The sequence below is a fragment of the Varunaivibrio sulfuroxidans genome, assembly GCF_029318635.1.
In the GTDB taxonomy this organism is placed as follows: Bacteria; Pseudomonadota; Alphaproteobacteria; order Rhodospirillales; family Magnetovibrionaceae; genus Varunaivibrio; species Varunaivibrio sulfuroxidans.
Genome location: NZ_CP119676.1, coordinates 2,820,622 through 2,835,857 on the forward strand (window position 1 = coordinate 2,820,622; position 15,236 = coordinate 2,835,857).

General features: G+C 59.5%; 9 protein-coding genes. 4 read left to right on the top strand and 5 right to left on the bottom strand.

The genetic code is table 11. From position 1 onward, the window contains the following. Positions 1–78 precede the first annotated feature (78 nt). Positions 79–2,571, bottom strand: a complete 2,493-nt coding sequence (locus P3M64_RS13215) for an Rne/Rng family ribonuclease (protein ID WP_322111243.1) — start codon at positions 2,569–2,571, stop codon at positions 79–81. Positions 2,572–3,534: 963 nt separating this feature from the next. Between P3M64_RS13215 and P3M64_RS13220 the strand changes: the two genes are divergently transcribed. The 4 genes from P3M64_RS13220 to P3M64_RS13235 all read left to right on the top strand — a co-directional run bounded on the left by P3M64_RS13220 (position 3,535) and on the right by P3M64_RS13235 (position 9,834). Continuing rightward, positions 3,535–4,830 (top strand): N-acetylmuramoyl-L-alanine amidase, encoded by a 1,296-nt coding sequence (locus P3M64_RS13220; RefSeq protein WP_165886330.1) that lies wholly within the window; start codon positions 3,535–3,537, stop codon positions 4,828–4,830. Positions 4,831–5,058: 228 nt separating this feature from the next. After that, a complete protein-coding gene (locus P3M64_RS13225) occupies positions 5,059–7,515 on the top strand; it encodes a penicillin-binding protein 1A (RefSeq protein ID WP_132939233.1) in 2,457 nt (818 codons plus the stop codon). A 124-nt stretch (positions 7,516–7,639) separates the two neighbouring features. After that, a protein-coding gene (gene prfB / locus P3M64_RS13230; RefSeq protein ID WP_132939234.1) for a peptide chain release factor 2 occupies positions 7,640–8,756 on the top strand; the annotation gives its coding sequence in 2 pieces (ribosomal slippage) (positions 7,640–7,708 and positions 7,710–8,756; 1,116 coding nt in all). Positions 8,757–8,967: 211 nt separating this feature from the next. Then, a complete protein-coding gene (locus tag P3M64_RS13235; protein WP_132939235.1) occupies positions 8,968–9,834 on the top strand; it encodes an OmpA family protein in 867 nt (288 codons plus the stop codon). Positions 9,835–10,002: 168 nt separating this feature from the next. Here the strand turns inward: P3M64_RS13235 and P3M64_RS13240 are convergent, their stop codons facing one another. The 4 genes from P3M64_RS13240 to P3M64_RS13255 form a co-directional block, all read right to left on the bottom strand. Further along, positions 10,003–10,554, bottom strand: a complete 552-nt coding sequence (locus tag P3M64_RS13240) for a flagellar basal body-associated FliL family protein (protein ID WP_165886331.1) — start codon at positions 10,552–10,554, stop codon at positions 10,003–10,005. A gap of 102 nt (positions 10,555–10,656) precedes the next feature. Then, on the bottom strand, positions 10,657–11,448 hold the full coding sequence (locus P3M64_RS13245) for a response regulator (RefSeq protein WP_132939237.1): 792 nt from the start codon (positions 11,446–11,448) through the stop codon (positions 10,657–10,659). Positions 11,449–11,552: 104 nt separating this feature from the next. After that, positions 11,553–12,029, bottom strand: coding sequence for a thioredoxin-dependent thiol peroxidase (bcp, locus tag P3M64_RS13250; RefSeq protein WP_243644778.1), 477 nt, complete (start codon positions 12,027–12,029; stop codon positions 11,553–11,555). Positions 12,030–12,059: 30 nt separating this feature from the next. Beyond that, positions 12,060–15,089, bottom strand: coding sequence for a bifunctional [glutamine synthetase] adenylyltransferase/[glutamine synthetase]-adenylyl-L-tyrosine phosphorylase (locus P3M64_RS13255; protein WP_243644779.1), 3,030 nt, complete (start codon positions 15,087–15,089; stop codon positions 12,060–12,062). Positions 15,090–15,236 lie beyond the last annotated feature (147 nt).

Consider the following 15,236-nt stretch of genomic DNA (forward strand, 5'->3'; position numbering starts at 1 on the left):
GGCCGTGTCCGCCGTGTCCACGGCGGGGCGGCGGGCGCGGGGCGGGTTGCGGGGGCGCTTCGGCAGAGGTTTCTTCCTTTACGGGAGGCTCCTCGGGGATGTTTTGCGCGCCGCGGTCTTGGCGGCGGCTTGGGGGCGGGCCCGCGAACGGCGCCGTTTGGGTTTTTCCTCGCCGTTTTGGTCGTCCTCGGTCTTTACCGCCTCGGTCTCATCGACCTCTTGCGCGGCCTCGGGCGTGGTGGTTTCGCCGCCGTCGGACGTCGTGGCTTTTTTCGTCGGGGCGCGCCGCTTGCGAGGTTGGCGCTTGGGTTTCGGAGCTTCTTGGGTTTCCTCCGAGGCCTGTTTCGGGGCCGATTCTCGGCTCTGTTCTTGAACTTCCTCCGGACGATTTTCCGCAATCTCGACGTCGCCGGCGCTCACGGAAACGTCGTCGCCGGGGGTCGCTTGTGCGGTGGCGTCCCGATCTTGCTCCAGGGGCGTGGCGGCGTTTGTCCGGCGTGCGTCCGCGCCGTCTTCACCTTCGTTCGTCGGCGCGCCCTTGCCCTCGCCCTCGGAGGATGGAGACATTCCGTCCTTACGCCCCCGGCGCCGTCCGCCGCGCCGTCCCCGACGCCGGCGTTTGGGGCGATCTTCCCCGTCACCACTCGCTTCCGTGGAGACGCCTTCGGCGGCGTTTTCCGGCTTGTCATCGTCGCTCGACGAGGCGTCGCCATGGGTCGCGTTCGTGTTCGAGGTGGGCGTCTCGACCTCCGTTGAATCTCCATCCTCGCCCGATTTGCGTCGTCGGGGACGGCGGCGGCGTTTCTTCGCGCCGTCGTCGCCGGCGTTCTCGTCGCCGCGACGGGTCGTCGAAACCATTTCGGAAATGACCTCGCCCGTGGGGGCCTTGGTGCGTTCGATGCGCAGGGCGGGGGGGATCAGCGTGTCGTCATTTTCCATGACGATTTTTAGGGCGCAGCGCGTCTCGATATCGGCTACGGCCTTGCGTTTGTTATTGAGGATGTAAAGGGCGACGTCGGTCGGCACGTACACCGCGATTTCGCTGGCGCGGTGAAGCGAACCTTCTTCCTCGATCGCGCGCAGGACCGTTAGCGCCGTCGAATCGGTCGAGCGGCGCACCCCGGTGCCCTCACAATGCGGGCACGGTTCGGAACTGGTTTCGATCAGGCTGGGGCGCAGTCGTTGGCGCGACAGTTCAAGAAGGCCGAACGGGCTAATGCGGCCCAATTGGATGCGGGCGCGATCATTTTTCATCGCCTCCTTGATGCGCCGCTCGACCTGACCGTTGTTGGCGCGCACATCCATGTCGATAAAATCGATCACGACCAGACCGGCCAAATCGCGCAGCTTGACCTGACGGGCGGCCTCGTCGGCGGCCTCAAGGTTGGTTTTCAGCGCCGTTTCCTCGATATTGCGTTCTTTCGTCGAACGTCCCGAATTAACGTCGATCGCGACCAGCGCTTCGGTCGGGTTGATGACGATGTAACCGCCGGATTTCAACTGGACGATCGGGTTGTGGATGGCGTCGAGCTGGTCTTCGATCCCGTGGGCGCGGAACAACGAAGTCTCTTCGTCCTTGTATTGTTTGACCCGGCGCGCGTGGCTGGGGATCAACAATTTCATGAAGTCCTTGGCGTGCCTGTAAGCCGCGTCGCCCTCGACCAGAATTTCGCTGATGTCGCGGGAGTATAGATCGCGGATCGAACGGCGGATGAGGTCGCTTTCCTCGTGAACCAGGGTTGGCGCCGTCGATTCCAACGTGCGTTCGCGGACCTGGTCCCACAGGCGCAGAAGATATTCGTAATCGCGTTTGATTTCGGCTTTGCTGCGTTGAATTCCGGCCGTGCGGACGATGACCGCCATGCCGTCGGGAATCGACAGATCGTTGAGAATGCCCTTGAGGTGCTTGCGGTCGGCGCTGTTGGTGATTTTGCGCGAAATGCCGCCGCCGCCACGTGCCGTGTTGGGCATCAATACGCAGTATCTTCCCGCCAGCGAGATATATGTCGTCAGCGCGGCGCCTTTGTTGCCCCGTTCCTCCTTGACCACTTGAACCAAGATGATCTGGCGACGTTTGATGACTTCCTGAATTTTATAGCGCCGATAGTCGTTTTGCGTTTTGTTCTGGATAAGATCTTCGTCGTCGGCCTCCGTGTCGTCTCCGCCCAAGGTTTCGACGTGGTTGTCGTTCTCGTCGCCATTATGATCGTTGACGTCTTCCGCCCCGCCGTTTTCGCCACTGCCCGCCTCATCGGCGGAAGTCTCGTTCGCGCCCTCGTCCGCCCCATGGGCGGGCTCGACGGTGGTTTCGCGGTCGGATACCGGGATTTGGTAATAATCGGGATGGATTTCGCTAAACGCGAGAAAACCGTGGCGATTGCCGCCATAATCGACGAACGCCGCCTGAAGCGACGGTTCCACGCGAATGATTTTAGCGAGGTAAATATTGCCCTTGAGTTGTCGGCGTGAAGCGACTTCGACGTCAAAATCTTCTAGGTAGGTTCCATCCGCCACAACGACCCGGGTTTCCTCCGGGTGGGTAGCGTCGATGAGCATGCGTTTTGTTGACATTAATTTTGTGACTCCGATGCACATGCGACCGTGTCGGCGTTGGCCGGGTTGGGGTCGTCGTGCGTGTTGGTGAAATGCTGGCGGCGCACGCAGCCCGGCGACCCTTCGCGATAGCGAAAGGACGATAACGGAAAGTGTTGCGCGCGGCTTTCGCCAGCATGAGTAAATCCTTCAAGTTGTGGGCTGAACGGGTCATCCCGCCGGAATCGCTCGAGGTGATGTCAGGTCGCGCCGCCCGCCAAGGGCCATGGCGTAAGTCCCATGGCGAAGGCCACACGTTCCCTTTTCTTCGCTTTCGCCAGACAGCGTTCCCCGGGTTAGGTTCCCGAAAGCCCACCCTCCAGGCGATTGATTTCCCGAGGGTTCAAATTCCAGGAACCCAACTTCCAAGATATGTTTACCAGGATAAATCCCAAAAACATACCCCATCAAGAGGGCCATCGCCGACGTTTCGGCCATAACCGACTCCTTGGCGGGGATTTGGCGTGTATCCGGGAATTTTTCGTGGGCGAGACGCCGACCACCAGACCGCTACAACGCCTCCGTGGCGGATAACAGCCTTTGCGAAAACGCATCAACCTCCAATATTCCGATAGTTCTTCGTTCAGAACACGATGCAAGCGCACCCTGTTATGAATAGTTATACACCTTTTAACATTCTAAAGGATATAAATCATATACGTTGACGTCGTCGCAGAGATAGACACCAATCCATACAACGTCGATTTGTTAACATAACCGTAGTATTTTGGTTCGACAATCGCCTTTTTGGATGAAATGCGAGGCGGCGCGACACCCTTCCGGGGCGCGCCCCGGGCGAGGATAACGGTCGGAAGGGTCGGGAGAGCTTCATTGATGCGCGTGACGGGGCAGGGGAAACGCACCGAGGGGATATGCAGGGGGCTGGCGCTCGGCTTCATCGTGGCCGTCGCGATGTTCGCATGGCCAATTATGGGGCCAATTATGGGAAGCGCCTCGGAGGCTGCCGCCCAACAACCTGCCGCCGCCCATCCCACGACCGTCGTGAGCAACATCCGCGTTGGCGCGCACCCCGGGGAAACCCGGGTGGTGATCGATCTCAACACCGAGATCACCTATGATGCGTTCGTTCTACCCCAGCCCTATCGTGTCGTTCTCGATTTGCCCGAGGTGGGATGGCGTCTGCCCGCGAAGCCACTGCCCAGCGGCGTCGGCCAACTGGATAAATTGCGCTACGGCCTGTTTTCCCCCGGCGTGACGCGCGTTGTTCTCGATATGAAAGGGCCGGTGCGAATAAAAAAGACCTTTCTCTTGAAGCCGAAAAATGGCCACGCTTACCGCTTGGTGATGGATCTACAAGGCGTGTCTCCGGCGGTTTTTCGGACTGTTCTTTCCGAACAGCGCAAAGCGCGTCGCGCCAAAGGAACCCCTCGTCCGGTTGCGGCTCCCGCCGCCACCGGCGCTTCCGCAGAGGTTGCGGCCTCGGGCGGGACGGTCCCCCGAACGACGGAGAAAATATCCGGGGCGGGGCTGATTGCGGGTCCCGTTCCCGTGCCGAAATCGACACAGAAACCCAGGACGCCCCGCAAAATGGTGATCGCGATCGATGCCGGCCACGGCGGCGTCGATCCGGGAACGATTGGAGCCGACGGCCAGTTTGAAAAAAATATCACCTTGAAAATGGCGCGTGAATTGCGCGACGTACTGCGCAAAACGGGGCGTTACAAAGTTGTGCTGACCCGAAACAAGGATATTTTCCTGCGTTTGCGTCAGCGGGTCGCCGTGGCCCGCGCGGCGGGCGCGGATCTGTTTATCTCCATCCACGCCGATTCGACGCGCAACCGCAAGGTGCGTGGCTTGTCCGTTTATACATTGTCCGAGCGAGCCTCGGATAAAGAAGCGGCGTCTTTGGCGGAGAAGGAAAACAAGGCCGACCTGATCGCGGGGATCGACTTGACCGGAGAATCGCCCGACGTCACCAATATTCTGATCGACTTGGCGCAACGCGAGTCCATGAACCAATCGGCGCAATTCGCTACGCAACTGGTGAAAGAGCTGCGCAAATCGACAAAACTCCTGAGGAAGACGCATCGGTTTGCCGGATTTGCGGTTTTAAAAGCCCCGGACATGCCCTCGGTTCTCATCGAATTGGGGTTTCTATCCAACCCCCAGGATGAAAAAGCCCTGCAGTCGCGGCGGTATCGCGCCATGCTGGCGCACGCGATTTTGCGGGGTATCGATACCCACTTCAAGGGCGTCGAGGAAGCGCGGCGCAACTAATTCTTCGCCGTTTAGGCTGGCCACCGGCGTTTGTGACGAAGGCGCGGGCAATAGGCGCGGGACGTCAAAACGTTGACATATTTCAGTGCTATGAACTGACCCTTCATTGCTATGGACTGGTCGCGGACGGGTATCTCGGCTATGACGGGCGGGCGCAGCCCACTCTTTGTTCGGGTGGGGGCTTTATTCGGATGGGGGCTGGATGTTGAAAATTGTGGTTGATGTGTAATGTGGCGTGTGCTGGCGACCTTTCTGGGCGGATTGGTGATCTTGGCTTTTATCGGGGCGGGAGCGGTTGGATTTATTTTTGTCCATTATGGTCGCGATCTTCCCGATTATAAACAACTGGCCAACTACGACCCTCCGGTGATGACCCGGGTTCATGCCGGCGATGGGCGGTTGCTGGCCGAATACGCCAACGAGAAGCGTATCTTCGTTCCGATCCGCTCGATCCCCCGATTGCTGATTCACGCCGTACTCTCGGCCGAGGATAAAAATTTTTACGAACACTTTGGCGTCGATCCGCTTTCCCTTCTGCGCGCGGTGATCACCAATATTAAGAATTACGGGTCTGGAAAAAGGCCGATCGGGGCTTCGACAATCACGCAACAGGTCGCCAAGAATTTTTTACTGACCAACGAAGTTTCGATCACGCGAAAGATCAAGGAGGCGATCTTGGCGTTGCGCATCGAGCGCGCCTTTTCCAAGGATCGTATCTTGGAGCTGTATTTGAACGAGGTTTACCTGGGGCGGCGTTCCTACGGTGTGGCCGCGGCGGCGCTGAACTATTTCAACAAGCCGATGGACAAATTGACGATCGCCGAATCGGCGTATCTGGCGGCGTTGTTGAAGGCGCCCGGCAATTACAGCATCGCCCGCCATCCCAAGGCCGCCAAGGAGCGGCGCGATTGGGTCATATCCCGCTTGAGGATTAACGGGTACATCACCGCCGACCAGGCCGCGCGTGCGACCGCCGAGCCGTTGCGCCTGCGTCGGCGCGACGACACGGAATATGTTACCGCGCCCTATTACGCCGAGGAAGTGCGCCGTGAACTGGTCGCCCGCTTTGGCGAAAAAAAGCTTTACGACGGCGGACTTTCGGTGCGCACCTCGCTTAATCCCGCGATGCAGGACATGGCGGTAAAGTCGCTTGAAGACGGGCTTCAATCCTATGACCGGCGTCATGGCTGGCGCGGGCCGTTGGCGCATTTTTCGGGCCCCGACACGGCGCTGAAATTGGCGCACTTCACGCGGCCCGCCGGCCTCAAGGATTGGCGTGTCGCCCTGGTCGCGGCGGTGCGCGCGGATGAGGCGGGTTTACGGTTCAAGGACGGAACGAAGGGTGTGTTGCCGCTTGCCCGGATGACCTGGGCGCGGGCCTGGGAAAAGGGCGAAAGGGTGGGGCCTCGGGTGCGCAAGGTCTCGGATGTGCTCAAGGTGGGCGATGTGATCGCCGTCGAGGCGGTGCGCGCGGATGAGGCGTCAAAGGCAACCGCCGTTTCGGCGTCTACGCCCGTGGTCTCTCCGACGGGCGTTTATGCGCTGCGCCAAATCCCCGCGATTCAAGGGGCGATCGTGGCGATGGATCCGCACACCGGGCGCGTTCTGGCGATGGTCGGGGGCTGGGATTACGATATGAACCAATTCAACCGGGCGGTTCAGGCGTATCGTCAGCCCGGCTCGGCGTTCAAGCCGTTCGTTTATTTGGCGGCGTTGGACAGTGGATTTACGCCGTCAACGCTTATCCTGGACGCGCCGTTCGTGATCGACCAAGGGCCGGGCCTGCCGAAATGGCGACCGGCCAACTATACCCAGAAATTTTACGGCCCCAGCACGATGCGTTTGGGGTTGGAAAAATCGCGCAACCTGATGACCGTGCGTCTGGCGCAGACGGTGGGCATGGACAAAATCGCCGCCTACGCCAAACGCTTCGGCGTTACCGATAACCTTCCCCATCAGTTGTCGATGGCCTTGGGCGCGGGCGAGACCACCTTGTTGAAGCTGACGTCCGCGTATTCCATGCTGGTCAACGGCGGAAAATACATTACGCCGGCCTTCATCGACCGTATCCAAGACCGCAACGGCGTGACCATCTTTAAAAACGACAAGCGGGTGTGTACCGGGTGCCGGGCGGATGTGTGGATGGGTCAAAGCGTGCCGCAGATCCCCGATGTCCGAAAACAGGTGACCGACCCGGCGAGCGCCTATCAGATGGTGTCGATGCTCGAAGGTGTGGTGCAACGCGGTACGGGGCGTCGCATCCGAAGTCTGAAATGGCCCTTGGCGGGCAAGACGGGCACCACCAATAAGGCCATGGATGCCTGGTTCGTCGGTTTTTCACCGGATTTGGCGGTCGGGGTGTACACCGGGTTCGACGACCCGCATTCGCTGGGGCCGCACGAACAAGGCGCCTCTGTCGCGGTGCCGATTTTTCGTGAATTCATGGCCAAGGCCTTGACCGGAAAGCCGCCGACTCCGTTTCGTATTCCACCGGGTATCCGTCTGGTTCGTGTCGACGCCACGACAGGCCGCCCGGCGCTTCCCGGGGACCGCAACGTGATTTTGGAGGCCTTCAAGCCGGGGACCATCCCCATGGGCAAGACCGCGGTCCTGGACGGCGTCGAGACCGTTTCCGGGGAAGCCCCGACGCCGGCGGTGGGTTCGGGTTCGGGCGGTCTCTATTGATTTCAACCTGTTCCCAAGCGCAAAACCGCCATATTCGGTGTTTGGGAACCATCTAAACCTTGCCTTCGCCCTTCGGCGCGTCTAAGAACGCGTCTCGGACTTCACCAAGAGCGGAGGGGCGGTTATGCGCGCCGAGATCGAGAGCATCACTCAGGACATCAAGCAGTCGCTGGAACTGCTGAGGAGGCATCTTTGACTACGACAACGCCCTGCTCCGACTTGAAGAACTGAACGCCCAGGCCGAAGACCCCGATCTTTGGAACGATCCCGCTAAGGCTCAAGCCCTGATGCGCGAGCGCACCGTTCTGGAAGACGGCATCAAAGCCGTCGATACGCTGCGTGGCGACCTGGACGAAAACCTCGAATTGATCGAAATGGGCGAGGCGGAAGACGACGCGGACATCGTCAGTGAGGCCGAGGCCCAACTGAGCGAGATCGCCTTGCGCGCGCGCAAGGCGGAATTGATGACCCTGCTTTCGGGTGAGGCCGACGCCAATAATTGCTATCTCGAAATCCATGCCGGGGCCGGGGGCACCGAGGCCCAGGATTGGGCCGAAATGATGACGCGGATGTATCTGCGCTGGGCCGAGGCCCACGGCTACAAGACCGAGTGGCTGGAAGAAAGTCCCGGGGAAGAGGCCGGGATTAAATCCGCGACCCTTAAAATTTCGGGCCAAAATGCTTATGGCTGGTTGAAGACCGAAAGCGGCGTCCATCGCTTGGTGCGTATTTCGCCCTACGATTCCTCGGCGCGCCGCCACACCAGCTTTTCCTCAGTTTGGGTTTATCCCGAGGTTGACGACAGCATCAATATCGAAATTCTCGACAAGGATATTCGCATCGATACCTACCGCGCCTCGGGGGCGGGCGGGCAGCACATTAATAAGACCGACAGCGCGATCCGCATCACCCACAATCCGACCGGCATCGTCGTGCAGTGCCAGAACGACCGCTCCCAGCATAAAAACCGGGCGGCGGCGATGAAAATGCTGAAGGCGCGCCTCTATGAGCACGAATTGAATATCCGCGAGGCCGCGGCCCAGGCCGAGCATGAAGCGAAGACCGATATCGGGTGGGGGCATCAGATCCGCTCGTATGTTCTTCAGCCCTACCAGATGGTCAAGGACTTGCGCACCAACGTCGAGACATCGAATACCTCGGCGGTGCTCGACGGCGACCTCGACGATTTCATGGCCGCCGCACTCGCTCAGCGGGTGAAGGGCGGCGACGAAGAGGGCTGATATCATCGTTCGCAGATATACATTAACGGTATCGGCGTATTGAAACTGCAACTATTTGTTGATGTTTTCTTGGGTGGGGTATAGGCTCACGTTCATTGTGGTTTTTGAGGGCTATGTGAACGGGACGCGCGGCGTTAGATCGCGGTTCCGCGCGTGTGCGTCGAAGGCGTGTGCGTTGGACACGGGTGTTATAGGTGAAGGATTACCGACAATGAAACCGTACGTAAAATACGTCGCCCTCGGACTTGCCGGCGTGGCCCTAGCGGGGTGTGCGTCTTTCGGAGACATCAACGCGGTCGATTCCGTGCGCGCCATGCCGCCGAGCGTGGGGGGAACGTTTTCTTCCGAACTGAGCAACCAGTACCGGACTTACGCCATTCACGAGGCTGATGAAGCTGGCGAATGGGATCATGCCGCGCGTTTCGCGCGCAAGGCCGAACAGGCGGCGAAGGGCGCAAGCGTCGAACCGTTCGTCGTTTCCGATTGGCCGGTATCCATGGATCGGGCGGCGTATTTGAATACGGCGCGGGCGCAGTTGATGGATGATTTCGCCGCCGGCGCGCGCGATCGGATGCCCGCCAAGGCGGCTTATGCTCAGGTGATGTTCGATTGTTGGCTCGAAGAAGAGGCCGAAAACAACACCGACAGCAAATGCCGAAGCGAGTTTCTCAAGACCGAACCGATGTTGAGGATGATGAAAGCGCAAGCGCCCGCGCCTATGCCTGCACCCGTGGTCGTGCCGATTCCCGGACCCTATGAGGTGTATTTCGACTTCAACAGTTCCGCCCTGACCTCCCAGGCGAAGATGATCATCGACGATGCGGCGAAGGCGGCCGGCGAGGCTAAGGTCTCCGGTGTGGTGTTGATCGGCCATGCGGATCGTTCGGGCTCGGACAGCTACAATATGAAGCTGTCGCGCGCGCGCGTCGATACGGCGGCCAACGCACTGGTGGAGGATGGGTTTCCTCGCGATAAGGTGACCACGAAATATGCCGGCGAAACCAGTCCGCAAGTGCCAACCCCGGACGGTCAGCGCGAAGCTAAAAATCGTCGGGTGGAAATTATTTTCGAACGGTAGATTTTTATCCTCCGCCCCGCCCTTTCGGCAAGACCCGGCCCTTTCGGCAAGACCGAGGAGGCGATAAAGAGGAAAAAGAGGAAAAAGAAGAAAACAGAACGGTGCGCCATGGTTGGCGCGCCGTTTTTTTGCATATGAGCGCCGCTTAACCAATTAAATAATAAGCGTCTATCGTATCAAAATCTTCTTGAACAAAACTTCCCCGATGATGTCGGGTTTCATGGCGTTGGTGATGATCGCTTTCAAGTCATGCCGCAAGTGCTCGCTACCCGCCGCGCCGGATAGATCGACTCGGGTCTGGGTGCGCAGATATTTGTTGATGGCGTCCAAGATGCGAGGCATTTGAGCTTCGAGTTTGGGTTTCGATTCTGGCGAAATTTCCACCAAAAGAACAAAACTGATCATCGGCGCGATCAAGAGGTTGGATTTGAGGTCCACCGATATTCTGGGCATTTCATAGAGAATGGGCGGCGCGGGAATATCCAATTGAACGCCGTTTTCCTCGTGGGGGGAGAAAACGCCCAACAGGAAGGCGATCAGCAGCCCGAGCGCCGCGACCCCGCCGATCCCCCCTAGCACGGCATATTTTCGCGCTTTGACGAGGGTCAGGACTTTTTTTAACGGAGAACCGTTTTGTTCTTCGGTAGAGACCTCGGCGGCATCGGAAACGTCCTGTGGATCGCCGTCTTCAGGGATTTTTTCCTGATCGCTTTCAGCCATTGTCCATTCCCTTTGCGAACCTCCATTTGGTTCTAGCCGACCCATGGGAGGGAGACAAGAGTTCTACGGCGGCCATCTTTCTCGCCTCTCGGTCTGGATGCGTCAGGTGATGCGAAAGCGCGCCAAGGCTTCGGCCAAATCGCTGCCGAACGCGGGTCCCTTACGCAACAAGGCGGCGCGTAGCGGCAGGCGGTCGAGGGCCGGATTGCCCCATTCGTAGGATGTCAAAAGGCAGAAAGGCAAGGCGTGGGTCGGCTGCATGGCGGCGAAGGCGCAGGCCAGATCGACGCCCCGCAGATCGCCCAACTCCATCGATGCGACAATCAGGTCGGGCTTGGTTTGAATGGCCAGATTAAAGGCTTCGTAGGATGTTTTCGCGTTGGACGTACGGTATCCGCATGCGGCCATTTCCTGCTCGACGATGCGCGCCATCGACCGTTCCGGGATGACCAGAAGCACCTCGACGTCCTGCGGCGTGATGTCGCCGAAATCGATATCGGCGAAGACCTTTTTCGGTAGCTCGCGGACCAGCTTTGGGGTGGCGTCGATGCCGGCGGGGTCGATGTCGCCGTCGAGAACGCCGTTGATTTTATCGACAAAGGTCTGGATGTTGTCAACATGCGTGTCGTCGAGCGCCTTCACCTCGGTGAGGTATTCGTTGAGACGGTGAACCAAAAGATGAATGGTCGGCATATTGACGCCGCGCCCCTGGGCCATCAGGTTATGCACCAATTGGCGTACCGGGGCGAGCCCCTCGTCGAGCAGGTTTTTGTTGGCGCGCAAATTCGCCAACTGAATATCCAACTGGCTGACGGTATCCTTGACGTCTTCGAGAAACTCACTCTCTAGCTGACGATCGACATCCTCGGCGTTGGGCACGAACTTTGACGGCATGGGGGCTTCCTTCCTGTGCGCGGTCATGACCCCTTACAAGGTGGGCGCACGGGCCACGAGCTTCAAGGTCGGGTTTTCCAAGGACGCTCGGACGCGTGCTCCGGCTACGCGGTCACGGCGTCCAGGACCTCCTGGGCGTGGCCCTTGACCTTGACCTTACGCCAGATTTTTTCCAGGATACCGGCTTCGTTGATCAGGAAGGTGGTCCGTTCGATTCCCATGTATTGGCGGCCATAATTTTTTTTCAATACCCATACGCCATAGGCTTCGCACAACGCGCCGTCTTCATCGGACAGAAGAGGGAACGTGAAGCCGTGCTTGGCCTTGAAATTCTGATGGCGCTTGACGCTATCTTTGGACGCGCCCAACACGACGACGCCTCGGGCCGTGAAGGCGTCATGAAGATCGCGGAAATCCGCGCCTTCCTGGGTGCATCCCGGAGTGGAATCTTTGGGATAAAAATAAAGCACCACTTTCTTGCCTTTGAGTTCGGCGAGGGAAAGGGGGTGTCCGTTATCCGTGAGTAAGGTGACGTCGGGAGCCGGATCGCCGGGATTGAGTGTCACGGGGTTGGGTGTCATCAGTGTTCCTCGGAGCTGGGTGGAATATCATCATGGAGGAGATGGCGGTGGGGCGGATGGCGCGCCGGTATCCTGCGCGCCTCCGACATGTTGGGCGGGTTGCGTGACCATGACGTGGTAGATCGCCATGACGTCCCGCGCCGTGTCGCGAATTAGGGTTTCCAAATGCGCCAGGGATTTCACGCCGGCCAGGGCGCACAGCCGTTTCGCCAACGCCTTGGGGATGGTCATGTCTTTGGCGTCTCTTTCCCGCGGGGTCAGGCCGAGACGGATCATGGACTGTAAGTTTTGCCACAGCGCCAGCGCCGCCAGCAGGGTTTTTGCGTCGGGCTGTGCGATCAGGGCGTGGGCGGCGATCCGCTCCAGCGCCGTGGCGGTGGTGGGGGACAGTATGTCGGGGTATGCGTGGGCATGGCGCAGTTGCAGGTACTGGGTGATAAACTCGACGTCGATCAGGCCGCCGCGCAGGTATTTAAGATTCCATATCGAGGCGGTGTGGTGCTTTTTATCCATGCGCGCGCGCATGTGGGCGACATCGGCGACGAGTTTGTCGGGGTCGCGTTCGCGCGCCAAAATATCGCGAACCCCCGTCGCGACGCGGTCTCTCAGGGCGTGCGGTCCGCTCAGCGGGCGCGCGCGCGTCAACGCCATGTGTTCCCAGGTCCAGGCTTGTTCTTTTTGATAGGACAGAAAACCTTCCAAGGTGGAGGCGATGGGACCGTCGTTTCCGGACGGTCTGAGGCGCATATCGATTTCATACAGCTTGCCCTCGCCGGTTTGAACATTGAGGGCGTTAATCAGGCGCTGGCACAGGCGAGCGTAATAGAGGCTGGGCGGCAGAGGGTGCGCGCCGTCGGAGCGCTCCACCCCCGCATCGACATCGTAGATGAAGATCAAGTCGAGATCCGACGTCGGGGTTTTTTCGCGCCCACCCAGCTTACCGAAAGCGACGACACATAAGGCCCCGCCGGCAAGGCGGCCATGACGTTCGGCGAAGATATCTTCGAGGCGCGACTGTAGGGCGCGGATCAGCGTTTCGGCAATGTTCGTCAGGGCTTTTTGGGCGTCTTCGGTGGTGATTGTGGCGCGGAGGCTTTGCACCCCGATCTGGAATTTTTTTTCCTTCGCCCAACGTCGCGTGACGTCAAGGGTATCCTGTAGATCCAGGGCTTCGAGAAGGGCGTTATCGAGGTCTTTTGCGAGATCGTCCGGTTCTAGAGGCGGGGCGAAGAAATCGTGGCTGAGAACGCTGTCGAGGACCGAAACCTTGCGGCTGAGATAACTGGCGAGGCGCGGCGAAGTGCCCATGATCTCGGCGATGAATTCGAGCAATTGAGGATTGGAATGAAACAGGGAGAATAATTGAACCCCCGAGGGCAGATTGGCGAGAAAGGCGTCGAAGCGCACGAAGGCGGCGTCGGGGTCGGGGGTGTGGGCCAAGGCGCCGAGAATGCTCGGCATCAGTTCGGTCAACAGTTCGCGCGCACGCGTGCTGCGTGTCGCCCGGTAGCGCCCGTGGTGCCACCCGCGGACCGTGGCGTCAACGGTTTTGGTCTTGGCGTAGCCCATGCCTTCAAGGGTCGCCAGGGTTTCGGGATCGCTTTCACTTCCGGTGAAAACGAGGTTTCCGCCGAAATCGCCGCCGCTGCTCAACGCCGGCGATTCTTCGAATAAGGAGGCATATATTTCCTCGACCGCACGCAACGTCGCCAAAACCCGCGCGATAAATTCCGCGGTGTCGCCATAGCCCATGAAGCGGGCGATTTTATCCATATCATCGGGAGTTTCGGGCAAGCTGTGGGTTTGTTTGTCGTCGATCATCTGCAGTCGATGTTCGAGCCGGCGCAAGAAACGATAGGCTTCGACCAGGGTGTCGGCGCTGTGGCGCGCGACCCGGCCATGGGCGACCAGGGCGAAGATCGCACCCACCGTGGCGCGCACGCGCACGCCGGCTTCCCGTCCGCCCCAGATCAACTGTTGCGTCTGGGCGAAAAATTCGATTTCCCGGATGCCGCCTCGCCCCAGTTTCAGGTTGTGTCCGAAAAGGGTAATTTTATCGCCGCCCTTATGAGCGTTGATTTGGCGCTTGATCGAACGGATATCCTCGATTGCCGCGAAGTCGAGGCTTTTACGCCAGATAAACGGTTTCAGGTGGAGCAAAAAGGCTTCGCCCGCCTCGATGTCGCCGGCGACGGGCCGAGCCTTGATCATCGCCGCGCGTTCCCAGTTTTGCCCGATACTTTCATAGTAGGTTTCCGCCGCCAGGGCGGAAATCGCCAGGGGAGTCGATCCGGGATCGGGACGTAGGCGCAGGTCGGTACGAAAAACATAGCCATGGGCGGTATGTTCATCCAACAGTCGGACCAAATTGCGGGTCAGACGAACGAAGGCCTTTTGCAGGCCGTCGGGGTTTTCGCTGTGGATGCGTTCGCGATCGAAAAGCACGATGATATCGATATCGCTGGAGTAATTGAGTTCGCGCCCACCCAATTTCCCCATGCCCAGGACGATCAAACCCGATCCGCGCACGGGGTCGTCTTCGTTGGCGAGGGCGAAGGCGCCTTTTTGCGCGCTCGTGCGCAACAGGTGCGCGCAGGCGCTATCTAACGCCAGGGCGGCGAAGGAGGACAGGGTGTCGGTCACTTTTTCCAACGGCCAGATGGCGGTGATATCGGCGATCGCGGTGATCAGGGCGACGCGCCGCTTGGCGATGCGCAGGCGACGGCTTAAGCTGTCGAAGGTCTCGTCTCTCGGTGGCGGGTTGCGCAAGGGCGCGAGCACGGCTTCGATCATGTGGTCCGGGCCGCGGGTAAGCATATCGCAGCTGAAGTGTGGATCGCCGATGGCGCATGAGGTAAGAAAAGGGCTGTCGGCGAAAATGACTTCAAGCAATCGGCGAAGGGGGCGCTCGGCCTCCAGGGCGGCGGCGGACGATGCGAGTCCCGTTTCACTCAGCGCCGTGCGCCAGCGTTCGAACCCGACCCTGGCCCGTTCACCATCGGCGGGCAAGGGCAGAAGGTCGGGGTTGAACGCGATGGCCTTTGCGGGAGTATTGTGCATGTCTTTAAGAGTGGGCGATCGTGTCTGGACGGTCAACCAAAGAACACCGATGATCGCAATTGTCGCGCCCTCCTTGCGGTGTGACCTCGATTTATAACGTGGGCCGTTTTTTTGTGGTGTGGGTCCACGACGTGGGTGCAGGTAAAA